General features: G+C 71.0%; 17 protein-coding genes and 1 pseudogene. 13 read left to right on the plus strand and 5 right to left on the minus strand.

Translation table 11 applies throughout. The features are described from left to right. From ACGF2V_RS30620 to ACGF2V_RS30635, 4 genes are all read left to right on the plus strand, one after another. On the plus strand, positions 1 to 1,489 hold a 1,489-nt coding region (locus ACGF2V_RS30620; protein ID WP_392913723.1), incomplete at its 5' end, for a sporulation protein SsgA. A 713-nt stretch (positions 1,490 to 2,202) separates the two neighbouring features. After that, entirely contained in the window at positions 2,203 to 2,397 is a 195-nt protein-coding gene (locus ACGF2V_RS30625; protein ID WP_362711147.1) for a hypothetical protein, read from the plus strand. Further along, positions 2,394 to 3,431 carry a tyrosine-type recombinase/integrase gene (locus ACGF2V_RS30630; RefSeq protein ID WP_362711145.1) on the plus strand — a complete coding sequence of 346 codons (1,038 nt, stop codon included), beginning with the start codon at positions 2,394 to 2,396 and terminating at the stop codon, positions 3,429 to 3,431. The genes ACGF2V_RS30625 and ACGF2V_RS30630 overlap by 4 nt, the downstream gene beginning before the upstream one ends. 19 nt (positions 3,432 to 3,450) lie before the next feature. Further along, positions 3,451 to 3,669 carry a hypothetical protein gene (locus ACGF2V_RS30635; RefSeq protein WP_362711143.1) on the plus strand — a complete coding sequence of 73 codons (219 nt, stop codon included), beginning with the start codon at positions 3,451 to 3,453 and terminating at the stop codon, positions 3,667 to 3,669. A gap of 592 nt (positions 3,670 to 4,261) precedes the next feature. Here ACGF2V_RS30635 and ACGF2V_RS30640 read toward each other — a convergent pair. After that, complete coding sequence (locus ACGF2V_RS30640; protein WP_362711141.1) at positions 4,262 to 4,456, minus strand: hypothetical protein; 195 nt, start codon at positions 4,454 to 4,456, stop codon at positions 4,262 to 4,264. On the opposite strand from ACGF2V_RS30640, the gene ACGF2V_RS30645 reads away from it, so the two are divergent. From ACGF2V_RS30645 to ACGF2V_RS30655, 3 genes are all read left to right on the plus strand, one after another. Continuing rightward, entirely contained in the window at positions 4,455 to 4,643 is a 189-nt protein-coding gene (locus ACGF2V_RS30645) for a hypothetical protein (RefSeq protein WP_362711139.1), read from the plus strand. The two genes, ACGF2V_RS30640 and ACGF2V_RS30645, sit on opposite strands and share 2 nt — an antisense overlap. 50 nt (positions 4,644 to 4,693) lie before the next feature. Then, on the plus strand, positions 4,694 to 4,927 hold the full coding sequence (locus ACGF2V_RS30650) for a hypothetical protein (protein ID WP_362711137.1): 234 nt from the start codon (positions 4,694 to 4,696) through the stop codon (positions 4,925 to 4,927). Between the two features lie 332 nt (positions 4,928 to 5,259). Continuing rightward, positions 5,260 to 5,514 carry a hypothetical protein gene (locus tag ACGF2V_RS30655; protein ID WP_362711135.1) on the plus strand — a complete coding sequence of 85 codons (255 nt, stop codon included), beginning with the start codon at positions 5,260 to 5,262 and terminating at the stop codon, positions 5,512 to 5,514. A gap of 1,063 nt (positions 5,515 to 6,577) precedes the next feature. Here the strand turns inward: ACGF2V_RS30655 and ACGF2V_RS30660 are convergent. The 4 genes from ACGF2V_RS30660 to ACGF2V_RS30675 all read right to left on the minus strand — a co-directional run bounded on the left by ACGF2V_RS30660 (position 6,578) and on the right by ACGF2V_RS30675 (position 10,537). Further along, a complete protein-coding gene (locus ACGF2V_RS30660) occupies positions 6,578 to 7,957 on the minus strand; it encodes a phage/plasmid primase, P4 family (protein WP_362711133.1) in 1,380 nt (459 codons plus the stop codon). A 140-nt stretch (positions 7,958 to 8,097) separates the two neighbouring features. Beyond that, a complete protein-coding gene (locus tag ACGF2V_RS30665; RefSeq protein ID WP_362711131.1) occupies positions 8,098 to 9,021 on the minus strand; it encodes a bifunctional DNA primase/polymerase in 924 nt (307 codons plus the stop codon). Between the two features lie 338 nt (positions 9,022 to 9,359). Beyond that, positions 9,360 to 9,569 carry a helix-turn-helix domain-containing protein gene (locus ACGF2V_RS30670; protein ID WP_362711129.1) on the minus strand — a complete coding sequence of 70 codons (210 nt, stop codon included), beginning with the start codon at positions 9,567 to 9,569 and terminating at the stop codon, positions 9,360 to 9,362. A gap of 215 nt (positions 9,570 to 9,784) precedes the next feature. Next, positions 9,785 to 10,537, minus strand: coding sequence for a GntR family transcriptional regulator (locus ACGF2V_RS30675; protein WP_362711127.1), 753 nt, complete (start codon positions 10,535 to 10,537; stop codon positions 9,785 to 9,787). A 322-nt stretch (positions 10,538 to 10,859) separates the two neighbouring features. On the opposite strand from ACGF2V_RS30675, the gene ACGF2V_RS30680 reads away from it, so the two are divergent. The 6 genes and pseudogenes from ACGF2V_RS30680 to ACGF2V_RS30705 form a co-directional block, all read left to right on the plus strand. After that, positions 10,860 to 11,396: a hypothetical protein gene (locus ACGF2V_RS30680; protein ID WP_362711125.1), complete on the plus strand. Its 537-nt coding sequence runs from the start codon at positions 10,860 to 10,862 to the stop codon at positions 11,394 to 11,396. Next, positions 11,393 to 12,514 carry a DUF2637 domain-containing protein gene (locus ACGF2V_RS30685; protein ID WP_362711123.1) on the plus strand — a complete coding sequence of 374 codons (1,122 nt, stop codon included), beginning with the start codon at positions 11,393 to 11,395 and terminating at the stop codon, positions 12,512 to 12,514. Before ACGF2V_RS30680 ends, ACGF2V_RS30685 begins: the two co-directional genes overlap by 4 nt. 266 nt (positions 12,515 to 12,780) lie before the next feature. After that, positions 12,781 to 13,017 (plus strand): hypothetical protein, encoded by a 237-nt coding sequence (locus ACGF2V_RS30690; RefSeq protein ID WP_362711121.1) that lies wholly within the window; start codon positions 12,781 to 12,783, stop codon positions 13,015 to 13,017. A gap of 92 nt (positions 13,018 to 13,109) precedes the next feature. Then, entirely contained in the window at positions 13,110 to 13,463 is a 354-nt protein-coding gene (locus ACGF2V_RS30695; RefSeq protein ID WP_392913727.1) for a DUF6251 family protein, read from the plus strand. A 91-nt stretch (positions 13,464 to 13,554) separates the two neighbouring features. After that, positions 13,555 to 14,067, plus strand: coding sequence for a plasmid transfer protein TraA (gene traA, locus ACGF2V_RS30700; protein ID WP_362711151.1), 513 nt, complete (start codon positions 13,555 to 13,557; stop codon positions 14,065 to 14,067). A 65-nt stretch (positions 14,068 to 14,132) separates the two neighbouring features. Then, positions 14,133 to 14,748, plus strand: a pseudogene (locus tag ACGF2V_RS30705) (sporulation protein SsgA); the annotation flags it as partial.

The raw sequence follows: 14,748 nt of genomic DNA on the forward strand, positions 1-14,748 counted from the left end.
GGGTGGGGAGCAGACCAACGACGACGTCGCCCGCGCCCTGGTCCGCATCGCGTCAGCACTGGACCTCCCGCAGTCCGCGGTGCGCTACCAGCCGTCCGCCGACTCCGCCCGCCGCGGCGAACTCGTCATCGTCCCCAAGGACATGCTCAACGAGACGGTCGAGTGGGCGGGCCCGTCCAACCCGGGCGGCTCGATCACGGACCCGCTCGTCATCGGCCAGTACGACGACGGCTCCCCGCTCATGGTGTGGCTGCCCGGAGACCCGGACGTCGGCCGCAACGCCAGCCATTTCCTCATCGCCGGGGGCACCGGGTCCGGGAAGGGCGACGCGGCCCTGAACCTGATGACCGAGATCCTGTCCCGCGGCGACGTCATCATGTGGCTGTCCGACCCCAAGGCGTTCCAGGACTTCCGGCCGCTGCTCCCCGCCTACGACTGGGCAGTCGAGGGCGGGGCCGACACGGAGGCGATGGTGGAGGCGCTGCAGCACGTCATCCCCGCCCGGACCGGATGGCTCGGCAAGCACTCCTACCGGCAGTGGACGCCGCAGGCCGCGCAGAAGCAGACCGACCCCGCCCACTCCTGCGCCGCGTCCGGCGCGTGCGGCTGCCCCGGCATGCCGTACATGGTCGCGTGGATGGAGGAGGCCGCGAACACGCTCCGGAACCTGGGCGACGACGCGTTCACCGGCATTGCCCAGGAAGCCCGGTCCGCCGGCGTCTCCCTCATCGTGTCGTTGCAGCGCCCGTCCTACGACCAGATGTCGACGAGCACCAGGGCCTCTCTCCCCTCGGTCATCGCACTCGGCTGCGACCCTCGCGACGAGGGTTTCTCCCTCCCGGAGTCGGTCATCAACCAGGGCGCTCACCCCGGCGCCTGGGGCAACCGCCGGCCCGGTTACTGCTACGTCGTCTCCGGCGGCATCGACCCGGAGCGGTACGCCTCCCCGGGCCGCACCCAGCAGTTCACCACCCGGGCCGTGTCCCTCATGGAGACGCTCGCCGAGTGGGCCGTGCGCAACGGCGCCACCGCCGACCCGATCACCGCCGGAGCCGCGAAGGCGGTCGTCGGCCGCGCGTACACCGGCCGCGCCGACACCGACGAGACGGAGCCCACCACCGTGCACGACCAGGACGACGAGATCACGACCGGCACCCAGCTCGACCCCGAGGACGCCGCCATGGACCCGGAGCAGGACCTCCCCCCTGCCCAGCAGGGCGACGACACCCCGGGCCTGTTCGGTACGGACACCGGGCGCAAGCCGTCCCCGGAAGAGGCGCGGGAGCTGTTCGCCCGCGCGCTCGACGAGTTCGAGGCGGCCGGACAGATGATCGTCGGCCCGAAGGACTTCATGGACTGGTGCGACGCGAACGGCTACAGCCGCCCCTGGGTCTCCGCGAGGCTCCGCGACGCCGCCGCAGAGGGCCGCCTGCAGCCGACCAACCAGACCGGCCGGTGGCGCATCGTCCCCGCCCTGACACCCGCGTGACGCTTGACACCGTCACGGCCCCCGTGACACCCAAAACCCTAGGCGGGAGCAGGTGTCACGCCCCCTGACACCAGGCCGTGACACCGGGCCTGACGCTCCCTGACACACGAATGGGCCGCCCGCGCGGATATCGCGGGCGGCCCGAGCCAGAGCGTACCGACTACGCGGCCCCTGCCCCCATCACGGGGCAGGGGCCGCAGTCATGCCCGCTCCGTGGGGATGACGCCCGACCACCACGGTCGCTCCGGCCCCGCCGGACCCGGAGACGGCCGCCGGCCCCGTCCAGGAGCAGGAGGCGAGTCGTCATGTGACGCGTCATGTGACGCGTCATGTGACGGCTGGCGCCGTGCGGCTGCCGCCCTCTCCTGCTGTATGGCCGTAGCCATCGCGAGCGCCACCGTCTCCTGCAGGCGCCGCTCCTCGTAGGCCCGCTGCCGACACGACCGCGAGCACCACTTCCGCGGCGTCGCCCCCCGAGACGGACTCAGCGGCTTGCCGCACGACTCCCGCTCGCACACCGGAGCAGCGGGGGGTGGAGGGCTCTGTTCATCAGTCATGGAGCCGACCGTATCCGGGAGCGCGCGCCCGACTTGCCCGCTGATGCCAACTGTTAGGCATATGCCCCGATATGGCCCGTCGCTGCTGTCGCCTCCTGTCTCGCCATGTCTGACGAGTCCTCACCACTACAGAATAATGACTGTTATCCTGTACCCATGCCGACTCACTACCAGGACCCGGTCCTCACCTGCGACACCTGCCGGGCCATCACCGCCCGCCCCCCGGCCGGTCAGTGGCAGCCGCTGCACGAGGAAGGGTGGCGCTGGCGCGGCGCCGACGAGCGACCGCTGCGCTTCGTGCCCAAGGCGTTCGTGTTCTCCTGCCCCAACTGCCCCCCGGCCGCCCCGTGAGCGCGACCCTGCCGGCGCCCGCCGGACACGCCGCCGCCCCAACACCCGCCACCGCCCCGGTCCTCGTGCTGCGCGGCACCCCGCCCGCCGCCTCCCCCTCCGCACTGCTCGACCTCCTCGGCCGGGCGGGCGCCGGTGCCGACGTCCTCACCGCCACCCGCTCATGGCTCGGCCGGCGCCCCTCCGAGCACTCCCGGACCGCCTACGCGAAGGACGCCGGGTGGTGGCTGGCCTACTGCGCCGCCACCGGCACCGACCCGACGACCGCGGCCCCCACCGTCGCCGACGACTACGCCACCGCGCTCCGCAAGACCGGCCTCGCCAAGTCCACCCGCGCCCGCCGCCTCGCCGCCGCCTCGTCCTGGTACGCCTACCTGGTCCGGGCCGACGTCGCCGCCCGCAACCCCTTCGACGGCATGGAGCGCCCCAGCGTCTCCGCCGACGCATCGACAACGCGCGGCCTCACCCCGGCCGAACTCGGCACCCTGCTCACCTACGCCCGCGAGCACGAGACGCCCCGCACCTACGCGCTCCTGACCATGCTCGCCACCACCGCGGGCCGCATCGGCTCCGTCCTCGCCGTCACCGTGGGCGCGCTCGGCACCGACCAGGGCCACCGCGTCGCCGACCTCATCGTGAAGGGCGACAGGACCAAGCGCGTCGTCCTGGTCCCGCTCGCCGTCGACGCCATCGACGCCTACCTGGCCACCCGCCCCGACGCCGCCGACGACGACCCGCTGTTCGCCACCCGCACCGGCCGGCCGATGGACGAGCCCGCCGCCTACCGGCTGCTGCGCCGCGTCGCCGCCGCCGCCGGAATCGAGTCCGCGGGCGCCATCTCCCCCCACTCGCTCCGCCACAGCTACGCCACCGCGCTCCTCGACCAGGGCGTGCCGCTCGCCGACGTCCAGGACGCCATGGGCCACGCCGACCCCCGCACCACCCGCCGCTACGACCGCCACGCCGGAGCACTCCACCGCTCGCCGTCGTACCGAATGGCCGACGCCCTCACCGCCGCCATGCACACCGCCTGAACCCCTGGAGGACAGAATCATGACCATCGACCCCGTACCCACCGGCCCCGTCGAGACCGCCCCCCGCGGCTACGTCACCGACGCTGACCAGCGCGACCAGTTGCTCGCCGTGCTCGCCGACGCCGGTATCGAGCTGGGCGCCTACGACCAGCGGATCGCGGAATGGGTCGCGGGCTGGGAGTGGTCCACCGTCGCGACCATCGCCTCGTGGGTGCAGCGGGCCGCCGACCGCGACTGACCCCCACCAGCAGCAGGGCCCGCAGCCTCCCCGGCCGCGGGCCCTTCGTCATGCTCGGCAGACACGCGAACCTCGCTGGAGAGACGGCTAGCGGCAAGGCGAGGGGTGGTCGGCGTGGCCTCTCGTCGCCGTCTGCGGCCCTATCACGGGGTCGGCCGCCGTACTCCCGCCGTCACGGATGCGGGCGCGTGAGGAGACCACACAGCCTGTCGTGGCGGGCGGGGGGCTCCTGCTGCCGCGATGTGGCCCGACCCGGCAACGCGTCCCGCGCGGCGCGGCATCGTCGTGGCGCGGGATCCGACGACCGAGTGCCCCGGTCCAACCCGGCAAAAAAGGCCGGCACAAACCGCGGGGCCCGACTGCTGGCAGAACCGCACCGCAGACGGATCTACCCCGGGGGGCCGATCTGACGTGTCCGACGCGTCAGCCCAGGTCCGGCCTGTCCAGCGATGCGTCCGGCCCGTCCGTGATGCCACGTCACCGACACGACGACGACAGGCCGGGACGCGCCGTCGTACGAGACCGGCCGTCGACGACGAGCACCAGGAGCACGAGCCCGAATCCCCACACCTATGCATCACGACCCGACGGCTCAGAATCCCGCCCAGCTGCGCGCGTAGCGCGGGCAGTCGTAGTCGCAGTCACCGCCACTCGGATCGTGCCCGCAGTCGTACAGCTCGACGTCGTCGTGCTCCTGGTCGTCGTGCTCGACGGGCCGCGCCGGACGACTCCCGACCACCGGGAGGAAGGGCGCCCCGTACTCCGGGGTCGGTGCAGAAGAACTCATGCAGCCAGCGCACCACGACCACGCACCCACCCACCCAAGAGCCACGCCAACCATCACCACCACGAGCGACGAGCACGACCACCAGGACGACGAGCACCACCAGGAGCACGACGAGCACCAGGACGTCGACGACGAACACCCTCAGACAGGCACACCTCTTGCACTCCGGGCCCGGCCGCGAAAGTAATCCGAATATGGGCGCCCGCCGGACCCGACGACCGGCCGCAGAATCGGCGCATGACGACGCACCGCCGCCCCCTCGGCACCGGCCCGACGACGAGCACGACCAGGAGCACGGCCCCGCAGCTGCTGCCCGCCGAGCGGGCCGAGCCCGGCGCACTCCTGGGGACTCCCGGCGCCGCCGAGCTGCCCGCCGCAATCCGCCGGCGGATCCTCGGAGTCGGCGGCGCGGCCACCCCGGCCGCGGTCGACCCGCACGACGCAGACCGCCCCGGTACGTCAACGCAATGACGTACCGGGGCGGCAGATCCGGACAGCGAGTTGTGGGTTACTGACCCCAGTAACCGCGTCCGGGGGTTGCACCGGGAGGTGCCCCTACGGGTGGCTGGAGGGGCGCTCCAGAGGGTGCACCGGGACCACTACCGGAGGTGCGAACCTCACCTGGGCAAGCCCAGGCTTGCCCAGGCACGGTGACCTGCGGGCATCGCCCTGCGGGCAAGCCTCGGCCGTCAACGACACCTCTTTCCGCAGAGCCGGAGAGAGGTTTTTCAGGCGGGTCCGGCCCGGCGCAGCGGAGCAAGTTGGGCGCTACTGGAACAGTCGCGCGGATCTACGATCCGGGGATGACGACCTCCCGCCGGCGCCTCGGCCTCGGCCCCGTACAGCAGTCCCCCGCACCGAGCCCCGCCAGTCCCCCCGAGACACGCATCCGCGCGACGGAAGCCGACCTCAGCGGACAGCCGCTGTACCGGCCGGACATCTCCCTCGACGACCTCCGCGCACACGGCGTACTCGACGCTCGGCCCGCAGCCACCGAGGCCCCGACACCCCGCACCCGCACGTACGGCCACGGGCAGACAGGCGCAGCAAGCGGGTAGTTGAAACCGAAACCTGGACACATACGCGGCCTACGCGACCCCCGACGTGCCGCACATCAGATACGCCGCGCCCGTGTCGTACACACAGGCCGTTCAACGCAACGCTGCACGAGACCGGCCGCTACAGGGGTAGGGGCGTCCGCATCACGCGAAACCGACATCACGGAGACCGCCCAGGTGGTGCGAACACCCCCGGCGGCAGTTTTCCCCTTTTGTGAGAGCCGCGCCCACGAACCCCAACCGCCGCGAACACCCCCGGCACGGGCGCACGGCCCGAAGGTCATGACAGCCCGGTGTCGGGGAGCCCGACCGCGCGGGTCACCCCGAGGGCCCGCAACCACCACCGGCTACGGGCCCCCCATGCCCGGCGGACACGCGAATGCCACGGGCACGCCGGCCGTAGAACACCTGGACCACCCAAAATCACCCAAAATCCGGGGCCCTGGCCGGATCTTGGGTGGTCCGCTGCCGGAAGCTTCGCGACTGCCGGGCGGCCATGGCGCACACGACCTGACAACCGGAAACAACCGAAAAAATGGGTCCAGGCCCCTCGACCGCGCGCGGGTCCAGGCGACAAGCAAAGAGGAGCGGCTACGCCGCACGACCTTGGGCGACCACGGCCGTCGTCGACACCGGTCCGTCGTCGAGTGCGAGTCACGGCGCGGCAGCCGCCGGACGGCCCGCAGCACCAGTCGCCGAATGGCGGGGGGTGGATGGCTGCTCTGAGGCTAGCCACCCCCCGGCGAAGGTTGCCGACGGTGGCCGGTGGACGTCCGTCTGCGGCTTGGACCGGGTACCCGGTCCATGGACCGGGTTTGGACCGGGTGAATTGATGCCTACCCGGTCCATCGTTTTTGCTGGTCAGGGCGTGTTTTCAGGGCGTTGGACCGGGTGGACCGGGTGATTTAGAAAAACTGGCCTCACGTACGCGCACACAGGAAGCCAGGAAGCTCAACATTGCTGAATTTGCCCGGTCCACCCGGTCCAACATGCTCTGACCTGCGAAAACAGTGGACCGGGTAGGGGTGTCCCTACCCGGTCCATGGCTGCTCGGTGGCGCGGTCTACTGATCTGGGGTGGCTCCGAGAGTTACGCCCACATAGGTCGGGACCCTGGTGCCCTGGATGTACGGTCGGCTGCGCTTGAGTCCCGGAATGGCTGCGAGCAGGTTCCTGCCGAACGTCTCGCGGGTGCCCGGGTGCTCCCGGCCGCCCGTCTCGCACCACTGGCGCCAGACGTCGTAAATCAGGGCAACGGAGACTGTCTTGTCGGGGCCGACGGTGCAGCGCTCACGGAGGAATGCAGACGTGGGCGAGACGCTGTCGGCGAGCAGCTCGACATGCTCGGTAGACGAGACTGGCGAACCTGCGAACCGTCCACGCTGCAGCAGTCGGTCTAGCCCCTCAAGCGCCCAGTTCAGAATCCCCGGTAGCTCCGACTGCAGGTCGGCGTCTAGAGAGTGATCCTCGCGTCCGAGGAAGCTGGTTTCCATACTGAGAATCAGCAGCCGGTTCGCGATGGCTCCGGATGCGTCGGCGAACGCGGGCAATTCGTTGGACAAGATCATGAATCGGGCAGGGATTCGGCCGGTCCAGAGCGCCCGGTACTTCCTGTCGACGTCGAGCCGATCCTCACCGCTGATCGACAGCAGCCGCTCCACGATCGTCTCTGCTGCTCCTGGAACTCGGGGCAGGCGGGCATCCGAGATGATCGCAAGGGATGCGTCGATGAGCTTGCTCATACCGAAGTTGGTGCCCATGCTCGCGAGCGTCGGGCCAGCATGGTTCCCCTCCCCTACCAGTGCGGTGAGGATTCGCGCGATCGTGCCCTTACCGGACCGGGTGGGCCCAATCATGAGCATGATCTTCTGCATGTCTGTGTGGCCAGACAGCACGTACCCGAACCACTCCTGCAGAAGGGCGATCGCGTCCTGATCGTCCGGCCATACCGACTGCAGGAAGCCCAGCCACCGCTTCGGTTCGGGGGTCTCCGGGGAGTAGTCGAAGGGGACGGAGCTGTTGTTGAAGAACCGCGGGGTGTGCGGCTGAAGCTTCCGTGACCGGATGTTCAGCAGCCCGTTCCGGCACGCGATGATCTCCGACGGGGCGCAGTCCCCACCCTGCAGCCACGACGGTGGTTCGGTCTCCGTGGGCAGGTAGGTGATCGACTCGATGGCCTCAATCAGGTTCGCGATCTTCCCCCGGTTCGGCGCCCATGGCAGAGAGACCTCATTGCCCGTGCGCTTGTCGATGCCCCGGTAGGTGGCATGTTCGAGCCGCGGGTAGAGATCGGCGCGCATTGCACCGTCGTCGACCTCAGACCAGTGGGTTCCCTGCCACCGCATCCATGACGACCGCCAGTACCGCAGCGCCGCCTGCCCGTTGACCTGCCACGCGGGCATGAGCTCCCGTGCGACCGCCATCGGGTTGGTGGGGGACGGCATCACTCCCCCGGGCACCGCTGGTACGGGCTCCGGACGTTGCTGCTCCCCGTCCGGGGCTGCGGTTTCGAATCCGGCCCACATGTCGTCATCCCCAGCAGGGGCGGGGGCCGGTACGGCGGAAAGTGAAGCGTGGGCAGTCGTCACGCGGCACCGCCGAACGCCTTGCGGGACCATGCGGTGGCCACGGCCTTGAGCGCGGCCCGTTCCTCCATACCGGCCTGCGTGGCTGCGCCCACGAGGGCGTCCGTCACGGCCTGTTCGGTGAGGATGTGCGGCGCGGTGTGGTGCAGCTCGGCGAGGCGGAACGTCGACGCGGTGATCAGCCTCCAGTACTCGCCCGCGCCCGCGCTGCTCACCTTGTCCGTCTCGCCGGTCAGTGCTGCGATGGCGTACCGCTCGGCGCGGTCGCCGGTCGGCAACTGGCAGACCGGGGCGGGGCGGTGCTCGGGCTTCGGAGCAACGGCCGGGCGGAGCAGGGCGAGCAGCCATGCGGGGAGCGGCTGCGGCAGCAGCTCCGGGGCCGACACCCGCGTGTACGGGCGGCCCTGCGCGGTCGAGTACGACCCGGCGGCGATCACGTACCCGCCGATGCCGCGGACGTCGACCAGGGGGCCGATGTGCGGGGCGCGCGGCCCTTCCCCGGTCGCGCAGCCGATCACGTCGCCGTCGACCGGCTGCAGGTAGTACAGGTGCATCCCGCCGGACGGGGTCATCACCGTGTACGTGTCCGGCCACTCGGCCCCGGCCTCACGCATCAGCAGCTCCAGGACGTCGGTGCCGCCGGCGCATCCGGCCCACCGACCGGTCAGCGGGGCGGCCCCCGGCTTCGGCATGTCCAGGTCGATGACGACCAGGCCGCGCCCGTCGACACCGCCGCGGCCGGTGAGCAGACCGACGTGCGCGCGGGCGAACCGGCCGCTGCTCCACCACCGGGAGACCTGCTCCGGGTCGCTGAACGGGGCCGTCTGGGCGTCCGTCGCGCTCTTCCCGAAACCGGGGACCATGGCGCCCTTGTCGGTGCGCGAGCAGGGGATCACGGAGAAGCCGCGGCGCACCCACGTCATGGCTACGGAAAGCTGCGCGGCGGCTACGTTCACGGCCGGTCGCCCGTCCGGAGTGTCAACAGACGGCTGATCGCGGGGGGTGGTTAGCTCTGTGGCGTTAGGTGCTGTGGCCTGCTGGTTTGTCCTCATGAAAGCGCCCATCTGTGGATGGGGCGGCTCCGGGATGTGGACTGGAGGGACCAGGGCGCCCGTGACTGACATGAACGTCCTGTTCTACCCTGGCGACTGCGTAGCAGCAGTCGCTGTCACACCCCGGACCGCCGTCCGGTGGATAGAATCTCGGCAGCGCCCTTGGGGTCCGGTGTCTCACCACCGGGCCCCTGACGCGTTTCTGGGGGCTATGCCGCAGATGCCGAGGGGGTGTCGTGCTCCTCGATGACGGAGCGGTGGATACGGATGACGCCGGAGCGGCCGGTGCGGTGGCCGATCCGCTTTGAGCGAATCTGCCCGCTTGCGACCCACCGGCCGACGGTGCGGGGGGCCACCCGGTAGTACTGGGCGACCTCATTCACCGTCAGCCACTGTGCAGTGTCGTCAATTTCTGGCACGTGCCCTCCTAAAGCCCTTTTGACTCGGTAGACGATACCGGGGTCGTCCGAGTTCTGGGGGGCGCTCCTGCGTGCCATTACGGCCCGTCTAGGGGGTAAGCACAGCGCTCGGGCCGAGTCTCGGAAAGTCTCGGAAAGTCTCGGTGAGTCTCGATGAGTCTCGGAAGTTCTCGCGGGTTCTTTGCGAGATCTCGCAGGATCTCGGAGAGTCGCGGTCAGCCGATGATGTCGAGGGTTACCCGGTGGTGGAGCGGAGCCGTGGTCACGGTGACGTACACGGTGTTCCCCTCGGGGTCCTTCGTGACGTTGGCGATCCGGAAGCCGGGCGTCCCCTCCGCCATCCCGAGTGCTGCTGACGCGGCAGGGTCCATTGGCTCAGCGGTGATGAACGCCTCGGTTCGTGCGACGTCCCACCCGAGCCAGTCCGCGACCCGGACGCCCGGCGGGGGCTTCACCGGCTGCGCACCGACGGGCGCGAGCATGGGTGGAGCCCCTTCGTGGCCCTTCGGTGCGCGCGCGGCGATCTCATATGGCAGCAGGGTCATCTTGTGTTGCGCGGGGATCCCGTCGACGGACCGAATGCGGGTGCGCTCCACAACCTGCGAGCCCTCGGTGAGCCCCCAGTCTGCCGGGTACTTCGGCGCGGTCAACTGCCGGACCAGGGTGGTCTCCTCCGTGGCCTGCCCGTCTCCGGACGGCTTCCACGCCACTGCCGCGGCGAGGTCCGGCGGGGTGAAGGTGCCGAGGTGGGCATCGGCGGATCGGCCGGCGGTCACCACCGTTCCGCTCCCGCGCTCGGTGCGGACCATGCCGAGGGCTGCCAGCACGGCGTATGCGGCGGCAACGGTCTGCTGGCTCACCTCGTAGCGCTCTGCCATATCGCGCACGCTCGGCAAGCGTGCTCCGTATCGGTACTCACCTGCGGCGATCCCCCTTCGGATGTCCGCAGCAATGCCGTTTGAAGTCACGAGTCCTCCTCCTCTGGGCTCGATGTCCTGAGTCTCAGGTTAGCGATGTCAAGCAAGGAGACCCGAAACGCTGACAATCGTCAAGGCAATCTCAAAGTGTCTTGACACTTCATCATGAGCGGCCTAGCTTCGAGGCGTTGGAAACCGGCGCGGCCCCGGGATCACACCCCGGGGCCGCTGTCGGGCCGATTCCCCCAACGCTCCCGAGGAGGGACCGACCCATGAAGAACCGTATCCGGCCCAGGTGGGCCCCCATCCGTTGGACGTGCTGGCTCTGCGGAGCCGACGTGCCCGACGACCAGAAGGTCTGCGGGTGCTCGTGATGAAGATCCGTCTCATCCGAGCCGCCGACCTCACCGCCGCCCGCGCTGAACTGGACTCCGCCCGCGCTGCACTGGCCGCGCTCCGCGGCACCCTCGCCGAGACCGAGCAACACCTTTTCGACACGGGAGACTCCCTGCTCGGGGCCCTGGAAACGAACGAGGCGCTCCGCGACGACCTCACCGCCGCCCGCGACGACCTCACCGCCGCCCGCGACGACCTCGCCCACGCCCGAGGCGAGCTGGACGCTCTGCGCGCCCAGCAGCTCCTGGACACCGAGGACCGCCAGGCACTGCGGACGCTGCTGCGGGTCGCCCGCAAGCAGGCCGACCGCGCCGACCGCGTCTACGTCCTGCTCCACTTCGGGGAGCTGCACAGCGTGCACGCCACCCGGGACGCGGCGGAGAGCGCGGCTGAGGCCGAGGGCGCCCCCCGCGACGGGTGGACCTCTTCCACCACGTGCTGCGCGACCCCGTCCGCGGCTGCCGAGGTTCCGTGGCGCATCCGGACGCTCCCGCTCGGGGGTGGTCAGCGGTGAGCCGTATCGAGACCCTGACCCCCGCACAGATCCAGTCCTCCGAGCGGGCCCTGTCCGCCGGTACGTGGGGCATCACCGCCGGAGCCGTTCTCTTCTCCGTCTTCACCGTCACGCCGCTCGTCGAGCGGGTCACCCCGGACGGGTGGGGGTGGACCGCGCCGATCCTCCCCCTCGTCGTCGACGCCGCCGTCGTCATCGTCGTCCGGCTGGACTCGACCGTGGACCGGCTCCGCACGCCCGCCGGGCGGTGGCCGGCCGTGCTCCGCTGGCTCACCGGCCTGATGACCCTGCTCCTCAACGTCGGCGACAGCGCGCTGAAAGCCGACTGGGTCGGCGTCGCCGTCCACTCCGTCGCACCGCTCCTGCTGATCGTCACCGCCGAGGCGGCGCGTTCATACCGGGCCGCGATCGGCCGGGCACTGGACCGCATCGCCCGTGAACAGGCCGAGCGTGAACGCGCCGAGAAGGCCGAGCGTGAACAGGCCGAGCAGCGTTCACGGGCCGACCGTGAACAGCGCGAGGCCCGCGAACGCGCCGAGCGTGAACAAGAAGCCGCCCGCCGTGAACAGGCGGCGCGCGAGGCCCGTGAACACGCCGCCAGCCTTGAACGCGAACGCCTTGACCGTGAGGAGCGGCAGGCCAAGGAACAGCGGGACCACGCGCTCCTGATGGAGCGGGAGCGGGCCGACCGTGCAGCCGCCGAGCGCCGGGAGCAGCAGGAGCGCGAGGACGCCCGAGAGGAGCGGGAGCGGGCCGAGAAGGAGCGCGCAGCCCGTGAACGGCAGCAGCGGGAGACCGCCGAGCGCCTCGCTCGTGAACAGGCCGCAGCCGCGCGCCGGGCGGCCCGTGAACAGCCGCAGCAGCGGCCCGTGAACACGGCACCGGCCACCGTGAACAAGACGGCCCCCGCCGTGAACAAGACCCCGTCGACGGAGCCGTCCACCCCCGCCGTGAACACGACCAAGCTCGACGAGCAGGCGGCCCGTGAACACATCGCCGCCGCCGTGAACGCGAACCGGACCGTGACCCTGCGCACGCTCGCGGACGAGACCGGATGGTCCCTCGGCTGGGTCACCGCCCGCCGTCAGGAACTCGCCCTCGCCGGAACCGGGAAGTGACGGCCATGGCCCGCCGTATCCCGCCCCGGACCCCCGCCCGCACGCCGGTCCAGCCGGTACCCGGACAGCTCGGAATGTTCGGGTCGCCCGACCCGTGGGCGCCCACCGGCTGCGACTGCTGGCCCCCCGCCCCGCGCGGCTGCCACCACTGCCGGCACTGCGACACCTGCCAGGACTGCGGCCGGTGCGCTGGCCGCGGCTGCGCCTGCGACTGCGACTGAGCACCCCCGCCCGCCCGCACCACCCCACCACTGAAGGAGCACCCCATGCAGAACACCCGCATCCCCGTCTTCACCGAGCCGTGGCCCGAGGGCGTCACGCACCGGTATGGCGCCGACTTTGGCGCGACTGTCGACATCACGGGCGGCGGCGACCGCACCGGCTACCGGTGCACCGGATGCCCCTTCGGCTCGTCCGGCGAGCACTGGCACGAGCGCGTCGCTCACGAGCGCGCCCAGGCCCACGCGGAGACGTGCCGCGCCCTCCCGCGCCCCACGCAGTAACCATCCAGCCCCGGACCCGGCGTGACGCTGCCGGATCGAATCCGGCCCGGGGCACTCCCCGCAGACCCCGCACCGACCAGCAGGAGACAGCAATGGATCAGCTTCCTACCCCGGTACCGCAGATGGTGGTGCAGCTCCCGGACGGGACGCACGCCTACGCCCCGGTGCCCGTGCAGGCGCAGCAGCCGCAGGTCGTCCACGTCCACCAGGCGCCGCCGGACCGCACGATGCAGCGCGTCGCGCTCGGCTCCGGGATCGGCGCGGGCACCGTCGCCGCGGGCGTGTACTTCGGCCCGCTGCTCATCGCCGCGATCACGTCGATGGCGGTCAGTCTCGCGGTCGTCGCCCTGGTCGTCGTCGCCGCCGGGTGGGCCGTCACCACGGTCGTGCGCTCCGTGGGCAGCGAGACCGGCCAGCAGGCCATCACCGCGGCCCGGAAGCGCTGACGGCCCCCTGTCCGCCCGGTCTCGAACCGGGCGTGGCAGAGGACCGGACAGACGACCGGCCTACCACCCACCAACCAGAGAGCAGGTCAGCATGACCACCAACACCAACGGCGCCTCGAAGGCGGACAAGTTCGCGTCCGCGGCCGGAACCTTCGTCGGCTCCGCGGCTGGCGGATTCGTTCCGCCGATCAACTTCATCGTGAACAACGGCAGGAGCACGAAGGCGGCCGTTCCGGCAGCCCGGACGCACTCGGAGAGCCTGCTCCCCGCCCCCGAGTTCACCTCCCCCGCGCAGATCCGGAACTACTGCAACACCCTCCGGGCCGCCGCGGTCATGCTCTCCATCGAGGTGGCCATGGGTGCCGAGATCCTCAAGGGCGTGCTGTCCACGGTCCCCGACCCGGAGGGCCGGATGGGCGGCGCACAGCGGCGCGCGTTCAAGGTCCACCGCAAGCTGCAGCGGTCCGCCGACGAGCTGCGCAACGCCGCGAAGCTCGCCGCCGCCACATACGCCGCGTTCCAGCAGGAGTACGAGGAGGAGATCAACCGGGTCCGGCACCGCGCCCGCCCGCAGCAGCCGCGCATGAACTGGACCGCCCAGTGAAGCGCCGGTTGGTCGACATCAATCAGGACTATCGGGACGTCGAACGGCATTTGGAGAGGCACGCCATGAACAGGACCACAGACCAGCACACCACCCGGCGCGGGTCGAGCGGCGTCGGTACGTACCTCCTGCACCGGGCGATGCCGCACCTGCCGCCGTGGCTCGGTGTCGCCGGAGTCGGCATCGTCGGGTCGGGCGCACACCTTCTGTGGTCCGACTCCGTGGGCGCTGGCGTCGGGCTCACTCTGTCCGCCGTCGCCCTGACCGGGGCGACCTGGTGGGCCGGTCGGGAGACCAGCACCCAGCGGCGCCTGCACTCCGCGATCACGGTCGCGGCCGGGTCCGCGTGGATGACCGGGGCCGCGCTCGCCGGACCCCTGACCGGCATCCTCCCGGACACCTTCCTGATGGGCGGCGCCGTACTCGCTCTGTCCTGGAACATCCGCATGGCGCTCCGCACGTCGGACGGTGCGGCGCCCGCCGAGTCCGCTGACAAGGGCCTGCTCGCCAAGGTCGGTCTCGCCAAGGCCAAGATCGGGCGCACCGAGGTCGAGCCGAACCGCGTCACCGCGGCACTCGCCCTTGAGGGTGGGGAGCAGACCAACGACGACGTCGCCCGCGCCCTGGTCCGCATCGCGTCAGCACTGGACCTCCCGCAGTCCGCGGTGCGCTACCAGCCGT

This window comes from Streptomyces sp. NPDC047982, assembly GCF_043204165.1.
Lineage (GTDB): Bacteria > Actinomycetota > Actinomycetes > Streptomycetales > Streptomycetaceae > Streptomyces.

What these genes read in the sequence shown, in the direction of transcription:
- ACGF2V_RS30645 (WP_362711139.1), top strand. Translation starts at nt 4,455, where the DNA reads ATGCAGCCAGCGCACCACGACCACGCACCCACCCACCCAAGAGCCACG.
- ACGF2V_RS30650 (WP_362711137.1), top strand. Translation starts at nt 4,694, where the DNA reads ATGACGACGCACCGCCGCCCCCTCGGCACCGGCCCGACGACGAGCACG.
- ACGF2V_RS30680 (WP_362711125.1), top strand. Translation starts at nt 10,860, where the DNA reads ATGAAGATCCGTCTCATCCGAGCCGCCGACCTCACCGCCGCCCGCGCT.
- ACGF2V_RS30660 (WP_362711133.1), bottom strand. Translation starts at nt 7,957, where the DNA reads ATGCCGTCCCCCACCAACCCGATGGCGGTCGCACGGGAGCTCATGCCC.
- ACGF2V_RS30640 (WP_362711141.1), bottom strand. Translation starts at nt 4,456, where the DNA reads ATGAGTTCTTCTGCACCGACCCCGGAGTACGGGGCGCCCTTCCTCCCG.
- ACGF2V_RS30690 (WP_362711121.1), top strand. Translation starts at nt 12,781, where the DNA reads ATGCAGAACACCCGCATCCCCGTCTTCACCGAGCCGTGGCCCGAGGGC.
- ACGF2V_RS30625 (WP_362711147.1), top strand. Translation starts at nt 2,203, where the DNA reads ATGCCGACTCACTACCAGGACCCGGTCCTCACCTGCGACACCTGCCGG.
- ACGF2V_RS30665 (WP_362711131.1), bottom strand. Translation starts at nt 9,021, where the DNA reads ATGACGTGGGTGCGCCGCGGCTTCTCCGTGATCCCCTGCTCGCGCACC.
- ACGF2V_RS30635 (WP_362711143.1), top strand. Translation starts at nt 3,451, where the DNA reads ATGACCATCGACCCCGTACCCACCGGCCCCGTCGAGACCGCCCCCCGC.
- traA (WP_362711151.1), top strand. Translation starts at nt 13,555, where the DNA reads ATGACCACCAACACCAACGGCGCCTCGAAGGCGGACAAGTTCGCGTCC.
- ACGF2V_RS30695 (WP_392913727.1), top strand. Translation starts at nt 13,110, where the DNA reads ATGGATCAGCTTCCTACCCCGGTACCGCAGATGGTGGTGCAGCTCCCG.
- ACGF2V_RS30655 (WP_362711135.1), top strand. Translation starts at nt 5,260, where the DNA reads ATGACGACCTCCCGCCGGCGCCTCGGCCTCGGCCCCGTACAGCAGTCC.